Source organism: Stieleria mannarensis (assembly GCF_014154935.1).
Lineage (GTDB): Bacteria > Planctomycetota > Planctomycetia > Pirellulales > Pirellulaceae > Stieleria > Stieleria mannarensis.
The window spans coordinates 1-23,376 of record NZ_JACEHH010000078.1 but is presented as its reverse complement, the minus strand read 5'-3'; the positions used below and the strand labels follow the sequence as shown (position 1 = coordinate 23,376).

At 59.9% G+C, this 23,376-nt stretch carries 19 protein-coding genes; 2 read left to right on the top strand and 17 right to left on the bottom strand.

What is annotated here, in order from left to right; genetic code table 11:
• Window positions 1–110 precede the first annotated feature (110 nt).
• The 14 genes from H1B37_RS30695 to H1B37_RS30630 all read right to left on the bottom strand — a co-directional run bounded on the left by H1B37_RS30695 (window position 111) and on the right by H1B37_RS30630 (window position 16,052).
• On the bottom strand, window positions 111–1,118 hold the full coding sequence (locus H1B37_RS30695; protein ID WP_182871108.1) for a dihydroorotate dehydrogenase-like protein: 1,008 nt from the start codon (window positions 1,116–1,118) through the stop codon (window positions 111–113).
• 81 nt (window positions 1,119–1,199) lie between these two features.
• On the bottom strand, window positions 1,200–4,772 hold the full coding sequence (nifJ, locus tag H1B37_RS30690) for a pyruvate:ferredoxin (flavodoxin) oxidoreductase (RefSeq protein WP_353620961.1): 3,573 nt from the start codon (window positions 4,770–4,772) through the stop codon (window positions 1,200–1,202).
• Window positions 4,773–5,370: 598 nt separating this feature from the next.
• Window positions 5,371–5,805 (bottom strand): CBS domain-containing protein, encoded by a 435-nt coding sequence (locus H1B37_RS30685; RefSeq protein ID WP_182871106.1) that lies wholly within the window; start codon window positions 5,803–5,805, stop codon window positions 5,371–5,373.
• Window positions 5,806–6,323: 518 nt separating this feature from the next.
• Window positions 6,324–7,694, bottom strand: coding sequence for an RNA polymerase sigma factor RpoD/SigA (locus H1B37_RS30680; protein WP_182871105.1), 1,371 nt, complete (start codon window positions 7,692–7,694; stop codon window positions 6,324–6,326).
• 405 nt (window positions 7,695–8,099) lie between these two features.
• Window positions 8,100–9,038 carry a F0F1 ATP synthase subunit gamma gene (locus H1B37_RS30675; RefSeq protein WP_182871104.1) on the bottom strand — a complete coding sequence of 313 codons (939 nt, stop codon included), beginning with the start codon at window positions 9,036–9,038 and terminating at the stop codon, window positions 8,100–8,102.
• Window positions 9,038–10,594: an alternate F1F0 ATPase, F1 subunit alpha gene (locus tag H1B37_RS30670; protein WP_182871103.1), complete on the bottom strand. Its 1,557-nt coding sequence runs from the start codon at window positions 10,592–10,594 to the stop codon at window positions 9,038–9,040. The genes H1B37_RS30675 and H1B37_RS30670 overlap by 1 nt, the downstream gene beginning before the upstream one ends.
• Before the next feature lie 406 nt (window positions 10,595–11,000).
• Window positions 11,001–11,762: a F0F1 ATP synthase subunit B family protein gene (locus H1B37_RS30665; protein WP_182871102.1), complete on the bottom strand. Its 762-nt coding sequence runs from the start codon at window positions 11,760–11,762 to the stop codon at window positions 11,001–11,003.
• A 6-nt stretch (window positions 11,763–11,768) separates the two neighbouring features.
• Entirely contained in the window at window positions 11,769–12,218 is a 450-nt protein-coding gene (locus H1B37_RS33485; RefSeq protein WP_220498457.1) for a F0F1 ATP synthase subunit C, read from the bottom strand.
• Window positions 12,211–12,981, bottom strand: coding sequence for a F0F1 ATP synthase subunit A (locus tag H1B37_RS30655; RefSeq protein ID WP_182871101.1), 771 nt, complete (start codon window positions 12,979–12,981; stop codon window positions 12,211–12,213). Before H1B37_RS30655 ends, H1B37_RS33485 begins: the two co-directional genes overlap by 8 nt.
• Window positions 12,978–13,286: an ATP synthase subunit I gene (locus H1B37_RS30650; RefSeq protein ID WP_182871100.1), complete on the bottom strand. Its 309-nt coding sequence runs from the start codon at window positions 13,284–13,286 to the stop codon at window positions 12,978–12,980. Before H1B37_RS30650 ends, H1B37_RS30655 begins: the two co-directional genes overlap by 4 nt.
• Window positions 13,286–13,606 (bottom strand): AtpZ/AtpI family protein, encoded by a 321-nt coding sequence (locus H1B37_RS30645; protein ID WP_182871099.1) that lies wholly within the window; start codon window positions 13,604–13,606, stop codon window positions 13,286–13,288. Before H1B37_RS30645 ends, H1B37_RS30650 begins: the two co-directional genes overlap by 1 nt.
• On the bottom strand, window positions 13,603–13,998 hold the full coding sequence (locus H1B37_RS30640) for a F0F1 ATP synthase subunit epsilon (protein ID WP_353620960.1): 396 nt from the start codon (window positions 13,996–13,998) through the stop codon (window positions 13,603–13,605). The genes H1B37_RS30645 and H1B37_RS30640 overlap by 4 nt, the downstream gene beginning before the upstream one ends.
• 3 nt (window positions 13,999–14,001) lie before the next feature.
• Complete coding sequence (gene atpD, locus H1B37_RS30635; protein ID WP_182871098.1) at window positions 14,002–15,411, bottom strand: F0F1 ATP synthase subunit beta; 1,410 nt, start codon at window positions 15,409–15,411, stop codon at window positions 14,002–14,004.
• Between the two features lie 137 nt (window positions 15,412–15,548).
• Entirely contained in the window at window positions 15,549–16,052 is a 504-nt protein-coding gene (locus tag H1B37_RS30630; protein WP_286178401.1) for a CBS domain-containing protein, read from the bottom strand.
• 541 nt (window positions 16,053–16,593) lie between these two features.
• Between H1B37_RS30630 and H1B37_RS30625 the strand changes: the two genes are divergently transcribed.
• Window positions 16,594–17,523 carry a PAC2 family protein gene (locus tag H1B37_RS30625; protein ID WP_182871097.1) on the top strand — a complete coding sequence of 310 codons (930 nt, stop codon included), beginning with the start codon at window positions 16,594–16,596 and terminating at the stop codon, window positions 17,521–17,523.
• A gap of 393 nt (window positions 17,524–17,916) precedes the next feature.
• On the opposite strand, the gene H1B37_RS30620 is transcribed toward H1B37_RS30625, so the two are convergent.
• Window positions 17,917–18,183 (bottom strand): Sec-independent protein translocase subunit TatA/TatB, encoded by a 267-nt coding sequence (locus tag H1B37_RS30620; RefSeq protein ID WP_182871096.1) that lies wholly within the window; start codon window positions 18,181–18,183, stop codon window positions 17,917–17,919.
• A 2-nt stretch (window positions 18,184–18,185) separates the two neighbouring features.
• Window positions 18,186–18,401 carry a twin-arginine translocase TatA/TatE family subunit gene (gene tatA / locus H1B37_RS30615; protein WP_147869485.1) on the bottom strand — a complete coding sequence of 72 codons (216 nt, stop codon included), beginning with the start codon at window positions 18,399–18,401 and terminating at the stop codon, window positions 18,186–18,188.
• A 504-nt stretch (window positions 18,402–18,905) separates the two neighbouring features.
• On the opposite strand from tatA, the gene H1B37_RS30610 reads away from it, so the two are divergent.
• Entirely contained in the window at window positions 18,906–19,334 is a 429-nt protein-coding gene (locus H1B37_RS30610) for a TIGR03067 domain-containing protein (protein WP_182871095.1), read from the top strand.
• Between the two features lie 284 nt (window positions 19,335–19,618).
• Here H1B37_RS30610 and H1B37_RS30605 read toward each other — a convergent pair whose 3' ends face one another.
• Complete coding sequence (locus H1B37_RS30605) at window positions 19,619–23,311, bottom strand: serine/threonine protein kinase (protein ID WP_182871094.1); 3,693 nt, start codon at window positions 23,309–23,311, stop codon at window positions 19,619–19,621.
• Window positions 23,312–23,376: the final 65 nt, after the last annotated feature.

Genomic DNA, 23,376 nt, shown 5'->3' with positions numbered 1-23,376 from the left:
GCCCGGGAAGCACAACCATGCGCGCGAGCACGCACGGCTGAGGCGAGAGAGAGACGGCAAGCGGGTTTCCATGCTCTGGCGAGCGTAGCTGCGTCAAATCGGCGCCCCCCTTACGTCGGGGTTGTGTAGGAGGTCAGGGCCTTCATGTAGTTGGCGCGTTTGAGTCCTTCGGGGTTGGCGCAGTTGTTCATGCTCATGCTGCCTTTGAGTTGTTCGACGCTGTAGTACCCATTTTCGTCCATCCATTGAATCAACTCGTCGCGAACCACTTCCAGATGATCGATCCCGTGTTTGAGCAATGTGGACGCCATCATCACGGCATCGGCGCCGACCAACAGCGCTTTGGCGGCATCCAAACCCGAATGAACACCTCCGGTCGCAGCGATGGACGCTTCGATCCGGTCACGCAAGATCGCGATCCAGCGCAAGGCCAGCCGCAGCTCTTCGGGCTGGCTGAGTTGCAGCGCGGGGACGAACTCGAGCGTTTCCAGATCGATCTCCGGCGACAGAAACCGATTGAACAGTACCAGCCCGGACGCCCCTGATTCGATCAGGTCGGTTCCGAAGGTCGCCGGTGAGGAAAAGTACGGTCCGATTTTGACGGCCAGTGGGATTCGCAATTGCTCGCGAATCGTTTTGACCAAATCGCGATAGTGGCGTTCGACGTCCGAGCCGGAGACGCTGGTGTCGGTGGGCACCAGATAGATATTCAGTTCCAACGCATCGGCCCCGGCCTGTTCCATCAGTTCGCCGTAGTATTTCCAACCACCGCTACTGAATCCGTTCAAACTGGCGATCACCGGGATACCAAGACTCTCTTTGGCATCGCGGATCAGTTGCAGGTAGTCTTCCGGTCCGGTGTTGTAGCGTTCCAAGCTGGGGAAAAATCCCGAGGCTTCGGCCATCGCATCGGTTTGATAATCGCCGAGTTGTTCGAATTGCTCCCGTTCGTGTTCGATTTGTTCCTCGAACAGCGACGGCAACACGACGGCTGACGCGCCGGCGCGTTCCAGATGCAACAGCGATTCCACGCTGCCGGTCAGTGGACTGGCCGAAGCGACGAAGGGGGTCTTGAGCTCAAGTCCCAAGTAGTTGGTTGACAGGTCGATATTGGTCATGGAAAGGCGTCCGTGTGTCGGGGCGGTCGATGGGCGAAGAGGTTTCCAGGGTTGTCATTCCGGTTTCGACAGGCTGGAAGCCTATCCCACTTCGGTTGGTTGCAGGTCGGGGTTGTCACGTTCGACGCCGGCCAGTTGTTGGTAGTAATGCCAGGTGTCGTCGATGTCTTTCTGGGCGAGTGCCATCAATTCGCGTGCGCGTTCGGGATTGGAGCGTGCCAACATGGCGAAACGAGCTTCCTTCATCGCGACGTCCTTGAACGGCTTGGCCGGTTTGCGGCTGTCCAGATGGAAGGGATGTTCGCCGTCATGGGCGTCGCGGGGATCGTAGCGATACAGTGGCCAGAACCCGCTGCGGACCAGATCGCGTTGGTGCGTCATCGCGGTCGACATGTCGATGCCGTGGGCGATGCAGTGGCTGTAGGCCAACAACAGCGACGGTCCGTTGTACGATTCGGCTTCGTGGAATGCACGTAGGGTTTGCGCGGGGTTGGCCCCGATCGCGACTTGGGCGACGTAGACGCTTCCATAGGCGACGGCCATCGCACCCAGATCCTTGCGGTGGACATTGCGTCCATCGGCGGCGAACTTGGCGGTCGCGGCCCGCGGTGTGGCTTTGGATGCTTGGCCGCCGGTGTTGGAATAGACTCCGGTGTCGAGCACGATGATGTTGACGTTGCGTTGGGAGGCGAGCACGTGGTCCAGGCCTCCATAGCCGATGTCGTACGCCCAGCCGTCACCGCCGACGATCCACAAACTGCGTTCGACCAAGGCATCGGCGATCGCGCTCAGTTCCGTTGCAGGGCTGGAATCAAGACCGGCCAGTCGCTGTTTCAACTGCTCGACGCGTTCACGCTGGGCCTGGATCTCCGCTTCGCCTTGTTGATCGCTGTCCAGGATCGCGGTCGCCAGCGCGTCGCCGATCGGGCCGCCCAATTGCTCGACCAAGGCTCGGGCGCGGTCGCGTTTTCCGTCCAGTGCCAACCGCATGCCGAAACCGAATTCGGCGTTGTCTTCGAACAGCGAATTCGACCACGCCGGCCCACGTCCCTGGGCATTGGTCGACCAAGGCGTGGTGGGCAGGTTGCCGCCGTAGATGGATGAACATCCCGTTGCGTTGGCGACCAGCATTCGGTCACCGAACAATTGCGTCAACAACTTTAAATACGGGGTTTCGCCGCAGCCGCCACAGGCACCGGAATACTCGAACAACGGCAGCATCAACTGAGCGTCTTTGACCTTGGTGGTGTTCAGTTTGGTGCGGTCCGGATCGGGGATCTGGCTGAAGAACGCGAAACGCTCGCGTTCACGATCCAAGTGTTCGCTCTTGGGCAACATGTCGATCGCCTTGTGCTTGACGACCTCCTTGCTTTTGGCCGGACAGACGTCGACGCAGACGCCGCATCCGGTGCAGTCCTCCGGGGCGACTTGAACGGTCAGCGCCGGCAACCCATCGGCGGCTTTGGAAATCCGAACCGGGAACGCTTCGGGGGCTGCCTCGATCAGCGCGTCGTCGAATCGCTTGGTCCGAATCGCGGCGTGCGGGCAAACCAGCGCGCACAGTCCACATTCGATGCACAGATCGGCATCCCAGATCGGGATCTGGTCGGCGATGTTTCGTTTTTCGTACTGTGCCGTGCCGGTCGGGAATGTTCCATCGACGGGCAGGGCGCTGACCGGCAACAGGTCACCTTTGCCGGCGATCATCATGCCGGTGATGCGTTTGACGAAATCGGGCGATTCGGCGGGAACCGGCAATGACAGGCGCAGGGTGCTGGAGGCTTGGTCGGGCACCGCGACACTCTGGATCGATTCGGTCGATGCGTCGATGGCGGCCAGGTTTCGCTCGACGATCGTCGGTCCGCGTTTGCCGTACGTCTTGCGAACCGCTTCCTTCATGTGCTCCATCGCCTGGTCCATCGGCAGAACGCCCGAAAGGGCAAAGAAGCACGTTTGCATGACGGTGTTGATCCGACCGCCGAGATTATTTTCTCGGGCGATCGTGGCCGCATCAATGACGTAGAACTTCAGTTTTTTGTCGATGATTTGCCGCTGGATCTCTTGCGGCAGATGGTCCCACACCGCGTCGGCGTCGTAGGGACTGTTCAATAGGAACGTCGCCCCGGGCGCCGCGATTTCCAACACGTCGCGCTGCCGCAAAAAATTGAATTGGTGACAGGCGACGAAGTTCGCTTGGCGAATCAGATACGTCGACTCGATCGGTTCGGGACTGAACCGCAGGTGAGACACCGTGACCGCACCGGCTTTTTTGGAATCGTAGACGAAGTAGCCTTGTGTGTGCAGCGGCGTGTTTTCTCCGAGAATCTTGACCGTGTTCTTGTTCGCACCGACCGTCCCATCGCTGCCGAGTCCATAGAACACGGCGCGGGTGACGTGATCGGGTTCCGCGTACTGCGATTCGTCCCAAGGCAGACTGAGCAGCGAGACATCGTCATGGATGCCGATCGTGAAGTGCTGTTTGGGCGCGTCGACGGTCAATTCGTCAAAGACCGCCATGGCCATCGCGGGAGTGAACTCTTTGCTGGAAAGCCCGTAGCGACCACCGGTCACACGTGGGATCGGCAACGATCGACTCCATGAGGCCTGGGTGAACGCCGTGACAACATCCTGGTAAAGCGGTTCACCGATCGCACCGGGTTCCTTGGTGCGATCGAGCACCGCGATCCGCTGCACCGACTTGGGCAGGGCGTCGATCAAACGGTCCACATCCAGCGGCCGAAACAGCCGGACTTTTAACAACCCGACGCGGCCGCCGTCGCGATTGAGCGCCCCTACGGCCTCTTCGGCCGCTCCGCATCCCGAGCCCATCATCACCAGGACCCGCTCGGCATCGGGGGCCCCGACGTAGTCGAACAGCTTGTAGCTGCGGCCGGTCAGCTCGGCAAAGCGATCCATTTCACTTTGCACGATCTCCGGCACGGCGTCATAGAACGGGTTGACGGCTTCACGAGCTTGGAAGAACACGTCGGGGTTTTGCGCCGTTCCCCGCAGCACCGGCCGATCGGGATCCAGACTGCGGTCCCGGTGCTGTTTAACCAAATCGGTGTCAATCATCTGCTCGATCGTCGCCGGATCGATCAAACGAATCTTGTTGATTTCGTGCGAGGTTCGGAAGCCGTCGAAAAAGTGCAGCAGCGGGACGCGGGCACGCAAGGTGGACGCCTGGGCGATTAGCGCCAAGTCGTGCGCCTCTTGAACCGACGACGAGGCCAACATCCCGAACCCGGTCGTGCGGGCGGCCATCACGTCGCTGTGGTCGCCGAAGATGGACAGGGCGTGGGTGGCCAGACTGCGTGCCGAAACGTGGATCACCGCAGGCGTCAATTCACCGGCGATCTTGAACATGTTCGGCAACATCAACAACAGACCTTGCGAGGCTGTGAAGGTCGTCGTCAGCGCACCGGCTTGAAGCGATCCGTGTAAGGCGCCGGCAGCCCCACCCTCGCTTTGCATTTCGACCACCTGTGGAACCGTCGCCCAGGCGTTCGGAATGCCGGCCGCCGACCAGCCGTCGGCGAATTCTCCCATCGGCGTGGCCGGCGTGATGGGATAAATCGCGATGACTTCGTTGGTCGCATACGCGATTCTGGCAACCGCTTCATTACCGTCCAGGGTGGCAAACTTGTCTTGCACTTGGAAAGCTCCTGCTAAAGCCGCAAAAATTGATACCGGGCCAAGGAGCAAATGTTGGGCCGCGACCAAGGCGCGCGATTGGGCACACTTGTGACGGGCCCGATCAATCCTTCTCCTCGGACAATGAGGTCGTGCGGTTTTGGGATAGCACCCTCCTGGCAGGAGGGTCGAGCGCAGCGAGGGGAGGTCGAGCGGTGAATTGCCGAACAAACTTTCATCCTCCGGTCGCATCGAATCGCAGATCAACCCTCCCCGAGGGAGGATGAAGTCGTAAACGCTTGTTAAGTCAGAGGTTAAAAACCGCACGACCTCCGATGGCGGGGGGCGGCGCATCGGCGAGACGCAAGGGCGTCCAAAGGAGTGGGCTTTGGTGACACACCGGCGGCGGTAGTGTGCCCAGGGAGCGCGAGTGACGAGGCGGTAGAGGCCATAGCAGAAGTCGCCGAGGCTTTCGGCACTTCGCCTGGCTGGACAGCGTCACTTTGCACAAGAAACATCGTGAATCGCCGGTCAAACGCAGCGACCTTCGCCAGAAGATGGATCTCCGGGGGGAACCACGCTCTGGCGAGCATAGCTACGTTGTTGTGACGCTGTACAGTCAGAGCGTCGTGGACGTGGGGAATTCCTTGCGGACCAGTTCGCCGATCTCTTCGAATTCCTCGCTCAGCAAACTGAGCACGTCGTCCAGGGTGACCAGCCCGACCAATTGGCCGTCTTCGTCGACCACGGGAAGCCGGCGGTGGGCGCCACGCCGCATGATCCCGATCGCCGCCTCGATCGGCGTGCTCTCGGTCACACTCTCGGGCAACTTGCTCATCACCATCTCAAGTTCGGTCATCGTCGGGTCCAGCCCTTTGGCGACCACACACATCGCCAAATCCCGGTCGGTAACGATCCCGATCGGGCATTGGTTTTGATCCAGAACGACCAGTGTCCCGACGTTGCGAGACTTCATGCGTTGCGCGGCGACTTGCGCACTTTCATCCGGCGCCGCGACATCCACCGAGCGTGTGCAGATTTTTCCTACCGACATCGTGATTCCCCCTGTGCCTAGGTAGCTTCAGCCGACTCGGATCTCCCCCGCCGCGCCACGGTGGACGACCGAGGACGACAACCGGGCGCGCAGCCGGCAACGAGCGGCTGAATCGACTGCGCCCCGGCCGCCCACAAAGGTGCAAGTTAGGGGCCAATCGATGTTGTGATCGACCAACGACGAACCTAGGGCGGCTGGTCAGCTGGCTCCTCTGGCACCAGTCAATTCGTGCACGCGGTCCCGCTTCTTGGCCGACTGCGGAATTGGGTATGAAGATTTCGGAGGTAAGAAAATGATGAGAATCACCGCCCCTGCGAGTTTGCTAATTTTCCTACCCCAAAAATCGTCCTACCTCTTCCCTCGCCACGAGTTCGCCTCGAGCCGGTCAGAAGGAGGAGAGGGATCGCAGCATGATTCGCACACAGAATGATGGTGAAATGCCCCAGACAGTTGAACTTAGGAGCGTTCGAAAAACGCACGAATTGACAGGCTGGAAGCCTATCCCGCTTCTGCCAGTGCTAATCGACGAAGCCGATCAGTTGGGCGTTGGAGCCGCCTTCGGCGAGTTTCTTGAGCGCGCGGTTTTCGATTTGTCGGACGCGTTCCCGCGAGACGCGGAACACCTGGGAGACTTCGGTAAGCGTGTATTCATGTCCATCGCCCAGGCCGAACCGCATCTTCAGGATCTCGCGTTCACGCCAACTCAGCCGCTCCTCCAGGATCCGATGCAAGCGTTGATTCAACATCCGCAGGTCGGTGTTCCGCTCGGGCCGCTCATTGTGACTCGCTTCGATCAAATCCCCCAGCTCGCCGTTCTCGTCGGTTCCGATCGGTTGCTGCAAACTGGCCAGACTTTGCCCGGCACGCAAGATCACCTCCGCTTGCTCGGACGAGGTTTCGGCGACCGAGGCAATCTCTTCGTCCGACGGCGGGCGTCCGAGTTCGTGACGCAAGTCGTTGTCGATACGTTTGATCCGAGTGATCTCGGGGTTCACGTGGGCCGGCACCCGGATCGTTCGGCCTTGGTCGCAAATCGCACGCGTGATCGCCTGGCGAATCCACCACGTCGCGTAGGTACAGAATTTGAACCCTCGCTGGTGTTCGAATTTCTCGACCGCCCGGATCAATCCCGCGTTGCCTTCCTGGATCAAATCCAAGAACGCCAAGCCACGGTTGCGATATTTTTTGGCGATCGACACGACCAGCCGCAGGTTCGATTCGCACAACTCGTTTTTGGCAGCATTGAACTGGGCTTGGGCGTTTCGAATCCGGGTGATTTGGCGTGAGAAAGCTTCGGGTGTCTGTTGGACACTTGCCAGGATCTCGGCCAATTCCGCTGTCCCCTCCGGATCGTCTCGGTCACTCAATTGCTGGACGCGACGATCGATGGCGAACAGCGTCTCCGTTCGACGGCTCAGAAACTCGATCCTCAGCCCCAATTCTTCGACCAACCGGATCGCCCGGCGGCGGCGATGAAGGATCTTGTTCCACAGCGCGTCACGACGACGGCGCTGGGTCGTCGCGATCACGCGCTGGTAATCGTCGTGGTTTTGCCGAACCAAGGCTTCCAGGGTGCGCAGGTTGTGCGGCATGCGGCCCAAAATCTGGTCCTTTTCCAGCCGGTCACTGACGGCGACCTGAACGTAGCGGTCGAACCGCAGCTCGCCCGCATGGACGCGGCCGAGCAACTCGATCGCATCACGCAAGACGAAATCCGCCGCCAGCAGACTGACGCGAAAGCGTTTGCGATGCAGATCGATCTTGCGTGCCAGCGACGTCTCTTGCTCCTTGGTCAGCAAACCGGCGCGTTGGATCCGCAGCAGATACAACTGCACGGGATCCTCGGAGGACTGGGCCCAATCGGACGAGCCAGCGCGTTCGCCCGACATGCCGGCGCGTTCGCTGAGCGCGCGGTCTCCCCGGCGATTCGCAGCAGCGGGGCGCGACGACGAATCGGGGCGAAAAACGGTCGTGGGTTTCCGGTCTGCGAACGAATCAGAAGGCGTTTGAGAAAACGCATCCAGCGTTGCACGACCGTTGTCGGAAGACATCGTGCGAGTGCCGGTTGGTGGATCGGTGGGGTGGGATGGGCGGCAAGACCTGCGTCATGCCGCCAGGAATCGGAGGAGAACCACAGCCGTAAGAATCGGGCATGTGGTCAGGAGTATCCTAGCGCCGGCGGAGCGGCAGGCAAGTCCGCGGCGAAATCCAGCGCTCGTTGGTGTTTAGCCTTCAAGCGACTCCCCTCGCCGCTTCGCAGCGACAGACGACCGCCCGGAAGGGCTGTCGTACTCTCAACTCAACTCATCGGTTCCACGGAGCGCTTCGAAACCGCTGACGACGTCCAGCAATTCTTCGGTGATCGCCGTTTGCCGGATTTGGTTGAAGGAGCGTTTCAGTTCCTCCAGCCGATCCCGGATGCTCTTTTCCGCCACTTGCATCGCGGCGATCCGGCTGGCGTTTTCGCTGGAGAGGGATTCGGCACAGGACCGATAGAGCGAAACGAACAGGTATTGCCTGACGACGCAGGAGAGCAAGCGGCGGCGATCCATCGTGAAGGTCGGCAACGAGTTGGATTGCCACCGTTGGTGACTCCAGCGGCGATAACGCTCCGCACCGATCGGCAACAACGTCATCCGGTTCGGTGAGGCGGCCGCTCCCACACCGCGGCGGTTGTGGAACACCAACAGCTCGGCGATTTCCGCTGTGTCGCGCCAACGCTGGACCGCCAACAACAGATCTTGCACCAGCGGCGTGATTTCAGAAACCGAGGCCGGAACATTGAAGGTTTGCCGTGGCGGCAGCCCCATTTCCTTCAGATGCCCGGCCACCCGAGCGCCCACGGCCAACACGCTCCAGGCGGCATCGCGGTCAGCGTGGATGTCGCCGGTGTCGTCTTGCTGGTGCACGGCCCGATGGTAAGCGTCCTGCACCGTGGTCGCGATGCGTTCGTTGAATTGCCCACACATGCCCTGGTCGGTCCCGAACACGATCACCGCGGTCGGCCGGTTCGTTTGTGGGGCGTCGGTGGCGAACAACAGATCGCCGTGTCCGGTGTCTCGCAACACGATTTGGAATCCCAGTTCGACGGTCTGGTTGTACTGGGTTAGCGCCTCGGCGGCTCGTTCGTATTGGCGGATGCTGACCGCCGCCAACGTCTTCATCGTCTTGACGACCGACTGCATGTCACTCGCCGTTTCGATCTTCGCCCGCAAGTGCTCCAGCGTCTTCATCACTCCACCTGCACGTCGGCCGAAACGGTTTGGCGGACGAACGATTCGAGTTGTTTGAAATCTCGATCGTCCATCTTTTCGCCGGCCACAATCCGATCGCAAACCTCCGGCAACGCTTCGCGAAGGCCGCCGTGAATCATCTGCTCGGCCGCACGGATCTGTTCCACCGATATCGAGTCAAAGGCACCGGAGGTCAGCGCGGCCATCGATCCGATCTGCTCGGGAACGGACAGCAATTCGTGCCGAGGTTGTTTCAGCACTTCGCGGACCCGCAGCCCTCGGTCCAACGCCCGGCGGGTGTCGTCGTCGAGCTGGCTGCTGAACCGCGCGAATTTTTCCAATTCTTCGAACTGCGAATATGCCAATCGCAGGTCACCGGCGACACGACGATACGCCGGCAATTGGGTCTTGCCGCCGACCCGCGACACGGACCGTCCCACATCGACCGCGGGCAACACGCCCAGGTGAAACAGTTTCGGCGACAGATAGATTTGCCCGTCGGTGATGGAAATCAGGTTGGTCGGGATGTAACCGGATACATTTTGAGCTTCGGTCTCGATGATCGGCAACGCCGTCAACGACCCGCCGCCATCCTTGTCTCGCAGATGCGTCGACCGTTCCAGCAACCGCGAGTGAACGAAAAAGATGTCCCCGGGAAACGCTTCGCGACCGGGCGGTCGGCGCAACAGCAACGAGACATGCCGATACGCCCGGGCGTGTGACGTCAAATCATCATAGACGATCAACACGTCTTGTCCCCGTTGCATGAAGTACTCGGCGATGGTCGTTGCGGCATACGGTGCGATGAATTGGACGCCCGGCGGCGCGTCGTCCGCCCCGATCACGACAATCGCATGATCCATCGCATCATGGGCGCGCAGCGAAGCGATCACTCGCGCGACGTTGGTGCTGCGTTGACCGATGCTGCAATAGACACAGATCACGCCACTGTCTCGTTGATTGATGATGGTGTCGACCGCGATCGACGTCTTTCCGGTTTGACGATCGCCCAGCACCAATTGACGTTGGCCGCGACCGATCGGGATCAATCCGTCAATCACCTTCATCCCCGTTTGCAACGGCACCGAAACCGCCGCACGACGCATGATTTCCGGCGCGGCGTGTTCGCATGGCTGTCGCTCCAGTCCCGACAAGCGGCGGCCGCCGTCCAACGGCCTGCCCAGCGGATCGATCACCCGACCCAGCAATGCCTCTCCCACCGGCGTGTCCAAGACGCGTCCGGTCCGCTGGACCGTGGTCCCCGACTGCAACGATTCCCCTTCGTCCAGCAACACGCATCCGACTCGATGGCGGTCCAAGTTGAACGCAAATCCATAGCGATCGCCGGCAAACCGCAGCAGTTCGTCGGATTGAACGTTCGGCAATCCGACGACGGTCACGATCCCACGGCTGACTTCGACGACGGTCCCCGATTCGCGCGCGCCGACGTTCGCTCGCTGCTCGGTGACCACCTGTCGGAACAACGTCGACGCCTGGCGGACCAGATCGCGAAACCCGGCGGTGGCGGCGGTGTCAATCGGAGCGGTGTCGTTCATTGTTTCGTTCGGTGCGGTGAGTCTGGAAGCTTTCTAACCCCCACGAAAGCCTCCCCGGCAGCATTGGTGTCTACACAAGGCGGCTCGCAAACTAGGACATGGCTCCCCTTTCCCTAAAACAGATCGCGTGAAAGACTTTGGTCGCCCATCGACAATGACCGCGATCTGTTTTGGGGAGAGAGGTTGGGCGTGAGGGGCCGTCCATCCAACCAGTCTTCAGGCCGCTGGCCCCCTCATCCCCAGCCCTTCTCCCCCGCAACGCCGGGGGAGAAGGGAGCCATGGTAAGTTGTATCGGTAGCTATGCCTTGGCAGGGACGAAGGCAACAGGGCAGAAGAGTTGTGTCGAGATCGATGCCCACCGGAACGGTGCAGTCGTGTTGCTGGTCTAACTCGCTGAATTTTCATCTACGAATGTCCCTCCAAACGCTTGGCGAATTCGGAGTGAATCCCATCGACAAAGTCATCCACGTTCCACTGGATGCCGTAGCCACCGGCGTCGAGCTGTAGCCCGCATATCAATTCGTCGGATTGCTCACACGTCACGTCGCCGTGATAGTCCAGTCGCTCGCGAAGGACACGACGCAGCCGGCCCCGGACGTCGTCATTCAATTCAAAGCTGCTGCGGACGGAGACCTCGGCGGAATCGTCGCTCAGCAGCGCCGCGATTTCGTCACGCCGCTGGTCTTCAAGCTGCTCGATTTGGGCGATGAACTTTTCGGCGATGCGGGTTTCCAGCTCGGCATCCGCCAACTCCTTCAGCGTTTGTCGAGCGGAGTCAATCGCGATTTCACCGACCTGCCGGCGCACCTCCGTGGCCGCATCGGATTGCTCTCGCGCGAGCGCATCGATCCACTCGCCGCGTTTCCGCTCGACCTCCTCGCGCGCCTCACGGGTCAATCGCTCTCGGTGCTCCAGCAATTCCTGTCGCACGTCTTGCAGCATCGCTTCGCGGGTCGCTTCGAACTCGGCGGTCTTTTGCCGGTACAACGCGGCGTTCTGATTCGCTTCGGCAAGTTTCGTTTCGGCCTGATGGAACTGCTGGGAGATCTTGGCTTCGCGCTGCGCCATCGCCGCGATGATCGGTTCGTACAACAACCAACGCAACAAGGCGACCAGGATCAAGAAGTTGATGATCTGTGCGACAAAGGTGAACCAATCGATGGTCATGACCGGCTACTGGGTGAAATGGTTCCAAAACGGATTGGCAAACAAGACGATCATGGCGACGACGAAACAGTAGATCGCGGTCGATTCGATCATCGCCAATCCGACAAACAGCGTTCGGGTGATCGTGTTGGACGAATCGGGCTGCTGGGCGATCGCGTTGAGCGCCTGGGCGACCGCGCGGCCTTCCCCGATCGCCGGGGCGACCGACCCAATAGCGATCGTCAGCCCCGCGACCACGATCGACCCGAGCGCGATCAGTCCCAAGTTGTCGATGCCGCCGTGGGCCGCTGTGACAGCGGCCGAATCATCGGGTGTGACCCTCGGATCGGCGGGTGACTGGGTGACCGCGCCGGCTGTCGCCGGCCCCTGGGCCGGGGCGGCTTGTTGGCAGATGCCCGTAACCGCGAAAACTATAACCGCGGTCAATATGCAGGATGCCGCGCGATGACTATTCATGGTGCTCTCCGGTGATTTCGGTAGCCTTGTGATGAAGTTTGTTTGGTTCGCCGCCTCTGTGGGAGGCCGGCTCGCGCTGCTGATAGACGGTGGTGGCCGAGGCGATGTAGACCATTGCCAAGACCGCAAAGATGTACGCCTGGATCAATCCCGTCAGCAGCCCCAGGACTTGCATCAAAATCGGGACGAACAACGGCACGAACCCGATCAAGATCGCCGCGATCACCGTGCCGCTCATCATGTTGCCGTACAGCCGAACGGCCAGCGCCAACGTCCGCGAGAGTTCGCCGATGATGTTGAAGGGCAACATCAACGGAGTCGGTCGAAGGTAATGCCTGAGATACGAACGTGGTCCCTGGCTGGCAATCCCATAGATCGGCACGGCGATGAACACACAGGTCGCCAGCGCCGCGGTCGTTGACAACGATGCCGTCGGCGGTTGGAACCCCGGCACGATGCTGAGCAAGTTGGCGACCGCGATGAACAGGAACAGCGTACCGACGAACGACAGGTATTGGCCCGGATCACGGCCGCTGACCTCGCGGATCTGGTCCCGCATCCCGCCGACCAGCACCTCCAGCACGTTTTGGAACTTGGGAACCGTCGGGGCCGTCGACAAATGACGCGTCACGTACCACGACGCGGTCGCCAGCAAAACCATCACGCTCCACGTGAACACGATCGTTGCGTTCAGCTTGACCATCGGCATCATGTCGGATTGCCAAATCACCCACTGGTCGACCGAGATTTGCACGCCACTCATGGAGCACCCTGCTGAACCGTGGTCACCAACGAAGGCCCTCGTCCCAGCGATCGCACCAACGCGAATCGCGCGACCAGAAACCCCAGAAAACATGCCGCCAACGTTTGCCACGTGGCGTAGACGACGAAACCATAAAACACCAGCGTCACGACCACCAAGCGAACCACCAGGCTGGCAAAGTAGACCGACAGCGGATGACGCGACAGGGTCAAACGAAGGACGGTCCACCACAAGGTGCCGAAGTAGCCGGCCGCAAGAATGCCACCGATGCCGGCGGCCAACAAAAGTCGAATCGCCTCAAGCATCACTCCGCCCCCTCCTCGTCCGACTCATTTTGACTCTCCCGAGAAACCCAACGCCAAGCGTTGAAACATCCCAACGCCACGCCCAGCACCAACAACATCAGCGTCCACGAAAACCGGCTCGGCACCCGATGGTCGATCCAGATCCCGATCGCGATCCCGGCCAGGGCGGGCAAGGTGACTGACCATCCGACCAAGCCGAAGGTTCCGAGCCCGAACCAGATCGTTCGGTGGACTTCGGCGCGCGCCTTCAGTTTTCGTTGTTCCCTGGTCGAAACATCGCGCTGCAAATCGCTGCGGTGTTGCGGTAACGGATCGCTCATTGAACGTCTCCGGTCAATTCCAGGTAGCCGCGCAAGAAGCTTGCTTCCAGTTTGGCGACCGCCGCGTGTGTGGCCCGTTGGCGGTCGTCCAGCGTCGCAAATTGTTCTCGCACCGTGCGTTCCAGTTCTCCCAGATCGCCCCCAAGGACCGCTTGCCGAACCGAAACCATCACGGTCCGATTCCGTTTGACCAACAACCCTTCGCCGACGGCGACAAAGTGCTCCACGGAGTCGGAGTCTTCAAACACCAGCAGTCCGGGAACCAGGGCCGTCAAAAAATCGACATGACGCGGCAGCAAACAAAAGCAACCGTTTTCCGCTTCGGCCGTGACCTTGATCACGTCTTGATCGATCAGCACTTCGTTGGGCGTTTGGATTTTCAACTCGATCACGGCTCATTGCCTCTGGACCTGGTCAATCGTCCCGATCATGTACAGCGCACGTTCGGGTACATCCTGGAATTCGTCGTCCAGAATCCTCTGGCATCCTTTTAGCGTTTCTTCGATCGGAACCGTCTTGCCTTTGGCGCCAGTGAATTGCTCGGTGGTGATGAAGGGCTGGGTCAGAAACCGTTCGATCCGCCGGGCGCGGTTGACGGTGCGTCGGTCATCACGCGACAGTTCTTCCATCCCCAACATCGCGATGATGTCTTTCAATTCCTCGTAATTGGCCAGCGTCTTGCGGACATCGCTGGCGACTTGGTAGTGATTTTCTCCGACGACTTGCGGGAGCAACATTTCAGAAGTCGATTGCAGCGGATCGATCGCCGGATAAAGCCCTTCGGACGCCCGTTTTCGGCTCAACACCACCGTGGCCGACAAATGCGAAAACGCGTGCACGGCCGACGGATCGGTAAAATCATCGGCCGGCACATAAACCGCTTGCACCGACGTGATCGCGCCCGAGGGCGTCGAACAGATCCGTTCCTCCAGCTCGGCCAAGTCGGTCGCCAACGAGGGCTGATACCCGACCCGCGAAGGCAATTGGCCCAGCAATCCGGAAACCTCCATGCCGGCTTGGATGAAGCGAAAGATGTTGTCGATCAACAGCAACACGTCTTGCCGCGCATCGTCACGAAAATACTCCGCCAGCGTCAGCGCCGCATGCCCGACACGAAACCGCGCCCCCGGCGGTTCGTTCATCTGGCCAAACACCATGATCGTGTTGTCACGAACGCCCGCCTGGCCCATCTCGCGATACAGTTCCTCCGCTTCCCGGCAACGTTCGCCGATGCCGCAAAACAGACTGACACCGGAATGTTTGGAGACGACGTTGTTGATCAGTTCGGTGATCAAAACCGTCTTGCCGACCCCCGCTCCGCCGAACAACCCCGCTTTGCCGCCGCGTTCCAGTGGCGACAGCAAGTCGATGGCTTTGATGCCGGTTTCGAAAACTTCCGATTGGGTCGCACGGTGGGCGATCGCCGGCGGCGTCTGGTGAATGCTGCGTCGCGGCAGATTGTCCAACGGCTCGTCTTCATCGATGGTCTGTCCGAACACATTGAGCGCCCGTCCGAGCAACTTCTTTCCCACCGGGACATCGAGCGGTCGTCCTAAACTCCGAATGGCGATGCCCCGCGACAGACCGCGCGTGGAATTGAGTGCGATCCCGCGGACGGTGTGCGGATCAAGCTGGGCGGCGACTTCCACCACCACGTCGCCACCGGGACCGGTTCGCAGCTCGTGATTGATCGCGGGCAACACGCCGTCAAAGTGTGCGTCTATGACACTCCCCCGCACAGAAACAACCCGGCCGATCTGGCTCGGGTACTTCGTTTCTCGGTCGATCGCAGTAGGCGTCAACATGATTCATCGCAGGGGAAACACGGCAAACGCTCGGATTGCAACCACGAACGGGACCGCCGCCGAGACGTTGTCTCAGGGGGTGGCAAATCCTGTGCCGCGGTGAAACAGGCATGCCGCGGCTGTGCGTCCACGCGCGATCAACCGGTCACGATGAAGCGGTGATTCATGATCTTGTGGACGTCGACAGGGAACCGCTCGCGATCGCTGGATCGATTCCACTTGCGATAGAAGTCATCGAGGGCGCGAAGGATATCGCGGCGACTGATGATGCCCAACAGATTCTTATCCTGGTCGATCACGGGCAGGTGGCGAAATTGGTGACTCATGAAAATCGACGTCAACGTAAACACGTCGGTGTCGGGGCCGACACAGGTCGGGTGTTTCTTCATGATCGTCGTCGCCGTCTGGGTGGGACTCGGATTGCCGTAAAACATCTCGTTGGCCAGGAATTCCAAGCAATCGCCTTCGGAAATGAAGCCCAACAAATGCTTCACGTTGACGTCGTGTTTGACCACCGGCACGTTGGAAATCTTGTGCTTGAGCATGAAGGACACGATGTCCCCGAGCAACATCTCGGGTTGGACACAGTGGACGTGCGTGTTCATGATTTCACGGGCCGTCGGAGTCGTTTCAGTATGCATCGTAGCTCTCAAGGTTGACGAGTCGGTTGCAGCGAGCTGACGGCGCACGCAGCTCAGAGCGCGGCAAGACACGGGGGCGATTAAAGCAGCACTTGGTGTGCCAACCGTGGGGCTTCTTCGTCGTGATGGTATGTGGAACGCCCCTCCCCTCGCTGCGCCCAACCCCATAGGCATCAATTTAAGGACTTCACCCTCCCTGGAAGGGAGGGTCGAGCGCAGCGAGGGGAGGGTCGATTGGCGGTGTGCGAGTGCATCCGAGCCACAGGCAACCCTCCCCGCTCCGAGCGTATACTCCTCCGCGACCCTCCCAATGGGAGGGTGAATTTGGCTCAGCGACGAATCGCCCGCCTCTACACGGGACCGATGTGGGCGGGCATGAGTGTCCCCCCTCCCAACGCATTGCCGTTCCTCTCCGCCGATCAGGAATTGAAACCGCCGCCGTTTCTTGGCGCGCTGTTTGCGTAGAAGTTCCGTCGAAAGCCAATTTGGCACTCGACGCGAGTGGAATGCGTCGCTCCCGTTTCCCCGCGGATCTGTTTTCATGAGCGAAGAACACAAACCGAAACGCCCCTGGATGGTCGCCGTGTGGCCGGGCATGGGGCATGTCGCGATCAGCGCCGGATACTACCTGATGGCCAAATTGGGCATGCAGTATTTAGGCGAATTCACCTCCAACGGGCTGTTCGACGTCGACTACGCGATCATCCAATCGGGCATCGTGCAAAAGACGCAGCGGCCGCGGAGTCGCTTTTTCATTTGGAAAGCCCCGGAAGGCAAACGCGACATCATCGTCTTCATCGGCGAAGCCCAGCCGCCGCAAGGCAAGTTCGAATTCTGTGAAAAGCTGATCGATTTCGCCCGCGATCAAGGTGTCGAACGGATCTTCACCTTCGCCGCGATGGCGACTGAAATGCTGCCCGAACACGATTCGCGCCTGTTCGGAGCCGCCACGGACAAAGAGACGCTCAAGGAACTTGATCGCCCCGAGGTTCGCTATTTGGAAGAAGGCCACATCGGCGGACTGAACGGTGTGCTGCTGGCCGCCGCGGCCGACAAGGGTATGGAGGGGGTTTGTTTGCTGGGCGAAATGCCACACGTGTTCGCCCAATTGCCGTTCCCCAAAGCCTCCCTGGCGGTGCTGGAGGTGTTTGCCGAGATGGCGGAGGTCGCGATCGATTTGACGGAGCTGAAAGAACAGTCCGTCGCGATCGAGAAACAGCTGGGAGAATTGCTGGCCAAGTTCAAACAGAAGATGGCTGACAAACAGTCCGGCGAGTCGGAGGAATACGAGCCGGAAGATGATTCCGATCAGGAACTGGCCGAAGCGGACCGGGAAAAGATCGAGCGGATGTTTGCCCAAGCCGCCGAGGATCGTTCGAAAGCCTATGAACTGAAGAATGAACTCGATCGCTTGGGCGTGTTTGAGGAGTTCGAAGATCGTTTTTTGGACCTGTTCAAGCGGCCGGAATAACAGGGACAATTCGCGACAGTCGATCCGCGTCGTAGCTACGCTCGCCAGAGCGTGGCAACCTTGGAAATCAGGTAAGAAGATTGCGGGGGCAAGAAGATGAGACGTTGCACCACCAGTTGGATCTTGCCAATTTTCTTACCTCCAAAATTCTTCTACCTCTCCGCCCGGCAAGGCGTGCTGACACGTCAGTGGGAATCAGGCGAGGGATTGCAGAATGATACGGGGCAGAATGATGGGGTGCCGTCGGCTTGCGCCGAACGGCTGATTTGATCAACTGGCCGGTCAGCGAGCGGCGAGTGGACAGTGCGTTTGCAGTCGGGCCGCTCGCTTACGCGTCCCGCTGGCATCTATCGAACTCGGGGCCGCTCGCTTGCGCGTCCCGCTGGCATGGCCTTAGGATGGTGGCGTGAATTTTGGCGCGGCCGGCTCGGAGGGTTCGTCGTCCTCGTCGCTCTCCACCTTCGATGATTCGTAGGGATTGAGCGCCTTGGTCGCCTCGTACTCGGCCGCGCGAAATTCGCGTTGGACCTCGTTCAGGCGGCTGCGAAATTCACGATAAATCGTACCGGCTTTGCGCGCCACGTCGGGCAGATTGCCGCCGAACAGGACGACCGCGATCACGCCGATCACCATCATTTCAAAGGGACTGAGCCCGAACATGACTATTCGTCCGATTTCTTGTCGGACAGTTCATCATCGTCGGCCGACTCGTTCATGCCGCGTTTGAACTCGTTGGCGCTTTTACCCAGGTTCCGCATCAAACTGGGCAATTTGGCACCGCCGAACAGCAACAGGGCCAGAAACAGCACGATCAACATTTCCGGCATGCCCGGAAATCCGATCGCCAACAGGCCACTTGCAAATGCACATACAGACATCGTTTCGCTCCAAAAGAGGCTTGAGAATCAAAAAACCCTCACGCACAAGTGCGGCGAAAGCGGGTCGGTCGGTTGCGCTTGTCCGGATCACCGAGCGAACTCGGCGGAGGATTCCGGGGCCATCAACCACCTCCAGGACCGTCGTGTCGGGGGCGGGCGTGGGATTCACGGGGTCGAATCTCCACCGCAGCATTTTATTAGATCCCGGCCGAGAGTCAAAGCCCTGATGGGGCGTGGGGGGGCAGGTGCGGTTTCAAGCCTCGTTCTCGGGCTCCGCCTGGTAACGGCAAATCAGGTAAGAAGATTTACTTCTCCGCCCGGCGACGGTGTTCTGTCACGTCCGTTGGAATTCGGAGAGGGGGCAGAATGATTCGGGGCAGAATGATGAGGGGTACGAAGGCGAACATGAACGATCATCCGTCGCTGCCGCCCCCATCCCCCCTCCAGTTGTTGCTACGCTGTCACCTAACGGATCCCGAAAATTGTTCGCTCAAGGTGCCTCCCATGCGTTTTGTTTCTGTTGGACTTGGACTGTGTTTGGCCGTCGCGTTGATCTTGACTTCCCCTGCCCGCGCCGCCGAGTCGGACATGGAGCGATTGCAGGGGGACTGGACGGCCGAAGTCGAAACCGACAACGGCAAGAAAAAGGCGACGCTGACCGTCGCGGGCAAGAAGATCCGCTTCGATGGGCCTGACGGCCGCGAATGGTATGAAGGAACCTTTGTCATTGACGACAAAGCCAAACCCAAACGGATCTCGGTGCTGATCAAAGATTGCCCGATCGACGAGTTCAAGAAGCAAACCGTCGAAGGCATCTACACGCTCGAAGGCGACACCTGGACGGTCTGCGCGACCGCCCCGGGCGCCCCCGAAGGCCCCTCGGGATTCGACGACGAAAAAGCCCGGACGATCGTGTTCAAGAAGGATCGATAAGTTTGCATCTTGGCTCCTGGGCGCGACCAGCGCAGGTCGGTCCGGAAAATGGGCGTGGGGTCCGGCATGGGCTGGTCAAAAAATGGAGTGGTCAAAAAATGAAGACAAGATGGTTCGGAGGCCAGGTCTGAAGCAGCGTTAGCCAGATTCAGCGATTGACCACCAGCCAGCCTACGCTCCCATTTTTTGACCAACTCATTTTTTGACCAACTCATTCGCAACAAACACGAGACCGATGCGACGAACGGGGCAAACAAGTGACGTCTACATTCCTGCGAGTCTGACTAACCTCCGGCAATTTCGCGTAGGTGTAGAGATTCCTTTGCCCGGTTGATCACGTTTCGCAGATCCTCCGGCAGCTTGATGGATCGCTCGGTGAGCGCCTTTTCAAATGCGGCGATCGTCTCGGACGCTTCTTTCGTCGATTCAAACCGTTCGGCGAAATAAGGGATCGCCAACGCGTACCAATCCGATTGTAAGAGCCAGCCTTCGGTTTGCTGCAGAGACCGATGGATTTCGCTTAGCAACACGTCCGGAACGACCTCTTTGAAACGTTCAAATGCGACGCGTTGCTGCGAGGACAAGTCCGAGCGGGGCTGTTGGTATTGGTTAGCCGGAAACACGAGTTGCTTGACCAGAAACTCCCAGCACTCCGGCGTGCCGAACGAGTCATCGCTTTCGGCCACCTCGATCGCGGCGACCAGCAGATGATCCGACAGCGCCGTTTGTACGTACGCCCCAAACGCATTACCGGAGCGTTTGATGGTTGCTCGGGTGGATTCGACCTGCCCGATGACATAGCGTTTGAGCGTCTCGTTGTCGGCGATCGATTCACCCAAAGCCACCGCCAGGACGAGTGCCGAGTCCTTGGCCAGGTCTAACGCGTGGCGGTGCTCCATCACGTCACGATTCAATTCCCCGCCGTCCTCCGGCTGCGCCTCGGAAATCGAAAGAAGCATCGCTTGAAGTTGTTGCACTAAAGGTTTTAGCATCTCCAGGCTAGGTGCCTTTGCGATCGCCCCATCGCCCGCATTCGTTCCAGCCCCCCCCGACAACCAGTCGCCCCCGCGTTTTTGGTTCAAAAAACTGTTCAACGCCCACAGCGAGGCCATCTGGCTGTTGGCATTACCATCGGACAACTCCTGAATGACGACCGTCATGCCCGGATCGGGGAAATATCGTGTGAAGGTATTCAGAAACAGACTCATGAATTGGTGTGAGGGGTTTGTAGCGTGATTACCGCCGGCCACGATTCCTCCAAGTCGCCGGGCCAGACGCATCGTCCGCTCGGCGGCGGCCAACCGCGTTTCGATATCCGCCTCTCGCGAGAGCGTTTCGACGGCCCGCATGGCTTCCCCGAGTGACGCGACATCTCGCTCACGCTCGAGTGCCTCCATCCAACTGGACAAGTCGCGACCTTGGAAAAGCGTGCTTGGCGTTGCGCTCGACGCAACCGACGCGGACTCGTCGAAGTCCGTCGTCGACATTCCGTCATCTTCATACTCGCTGTCGGACCTCCCGAAGTCGGTTGAATGGATGTTGTTACCCGATACGAACACCTTTTCCCAATCGCTGCGTTCACGTTCCGGGATTGCGAGGATCACGTTGGTCAATTCATTTGAAGCCTCCTGGGACAGTCCCATTCCCAAACTGCCAGGCAAGTCGATGAGTACTTCACGCGTCATCGACGCGGCTGCCTTGCGTTGATCGCCAGGCAAATCAGACCAGGCGTCGGCGGTCGCCAGACTGAGGCAACAACGGACCAGCTTGCTGGTCGTGAACTTTGAAATCGTGCCGCCCATCGCGCCGCCGGGATCGTAGCCGCCGCCGAAGCCTCCCATGCCGCCGCCGTACATCCCAACAGCACCCTTCAACGTGACGCGTCGGTGCAAACAGGTGATTACCGCGGCACGACTGTGCACGTTGCCTTCGATCAATTCACCGACGGCGGTTTCGTACCAAAGGTCGAACGACGGCTCGGCAAAGACTTCCGTCAAACACCACATGAAATGCTGCGAGGGCGTGATCGTTTGATCCGTCATGCCCGGCAGCGGTGGCAGTTTTCGTTCCACTCCGCCGAACTCCCGGGCCCGCTGCAACACGGCCTCGATCACCGTCTCTGCCTCCGAGCCGGAAGTCATTCCCCGCCGCGACAGTTCCTGCAAGCCGCCGATCGAGGCATAGATGGCTTCTCCGAGCGGCTCGATCTCCGATTCGATCCGGATCTGTTCCAGCCAATGCGAAAGCGGTTTCCCATCGTAGCTGACGATCTCCATGGGTGACGGCATCCCTCCCATGCCGCTCATCTCTCGCGCCGCTGCCGTGGCGTTAACCGTCGAGGGCTCGGTCGACGCGACGCCCGGTCCAGGCCCGTCATCACCCGAAAAAGCGGGGCTCGGCACCGAAGAATCCCCCAGAGACGGACTTGTCGGATCGATTCGCTTCGTGACGTCGATCGCCTGCTCTGTCCCGCGGCCAATGGTGACGACGTCTTCGCTCAGTGCGAGCGCATCGCCGCCTCCGATGATTTCCACCTGGTACGTCCCCTTGCGTAGCATCGTGCGGTTTTCCTTCCCCGATTCGACGGTCAATCGATCGACCTCCTCGTCACCTTGCTTGACCAACACCGTCAAACCGTCGTGTTCGGAGTGGACGACCAACTCGCCACGGTCGGTCTGGATCTTGATCACCACCGCAGCAGCCACGAAGACAAACGCCAATGCCGCCCCCATCAACCACCGCTTGACCTTCGATCGACCGTCAGATCCACCTGCAATTCCGACCGAAGGTAGCAAGGTGCTGCGTGGCAAATCCTCGGAGGAAGGTTTTCGGATCGCGTCACGCAACAAACGTTTCAACCGGCTCGATTCGGCCATCGGTTCCAATTGCCGCGCGATCTCGCTGGCCGACGCCGGTCGTTTGGCCGGATCACGCGACAACATCGTTGCGACCAAGTTGACGACGTCGCGATCGATGTCTTCGCGGATCGCATCGAGCGGTTTGGCATCTCGACTGGTGATCGCCAACACCTGTGCCGCCAAGCCACGTTCGGATCGGTGCGGCGGATGCCCAGCGATCAATCGATACAGGGTCGCGCCGAGCGAATAAATGTCCGATTGGGGACGCACGTCACGGCTGTCGGCCAATTGCTCCGGTGCCATGTAGGGCATCGTCCCCATCACGTGTCCGACCGTGGTCAACCGATCGTCTTTAGCAAGCGGATCGTCGCCATCGAGCACCAGTCCGAGGTCCAACAGCTTGATTGTTCCTGATTGGGTCAGCATCAAGTTGGACGGTTTGATGTCGCGGTGCACCAACCCGCTGTCATGGATATGAGCCAGCCCCAAAGCCGCTTGGCGAATGATCTCGCAGGCATCGGCGACCTGCAGCTGCCCCATCCGGCCGGCGATACGTCCGATGTCCATCCCATTGAGATATTCCATCACCAAGTAGTGCCATCCGGCTTCATGCCCGGCATCGGTCGCGCGGACGATTTGAGGGTGCTCCAGGGACGCGATCGTCGTCATTTCGCGATCAAAGCGTTCCAACCAGCCGGCTTGAATCACGCGCTCGGGAGGCAACAACTTGATCGCACAGCGACGTTTCAGGCGTTGGTGTTCGGCCAGGTAAACGGCCCCCATCCCGCCGCTGCCGATCAGTTCCAGCAATCGGTAGGGGCCGAGCGTTTCGAACGGAGGCGGAGAGGCGGCGACGGAGGGCATCAAGGCATGCGAGTGCTGCAAGAGTTCCTGAAGTGCGACTTGGCAGGCCGTTTCGTTCTGCACGCCCGCCAGCGCGTCTTCGGGGCAGGACTCTGCCTCGCCGATCTCTGGTAAGCCGCCACCAATCTGCTCCACCGCGGTGCGACAGGGTTCACACGTATCCAAATGCAAGATCGCCGAATCAAACTGCTCCTGGGACATCTCCCCTTGCAGCACTTGTCGCAATTCATCCGGTTCCAAGCAGTGACGTCTCATGGCGATCATCGAGGGGGACTCCTGTCAGGCGTGTGGTTTTCGGCGAGCCTCACCCGCCGTTACAT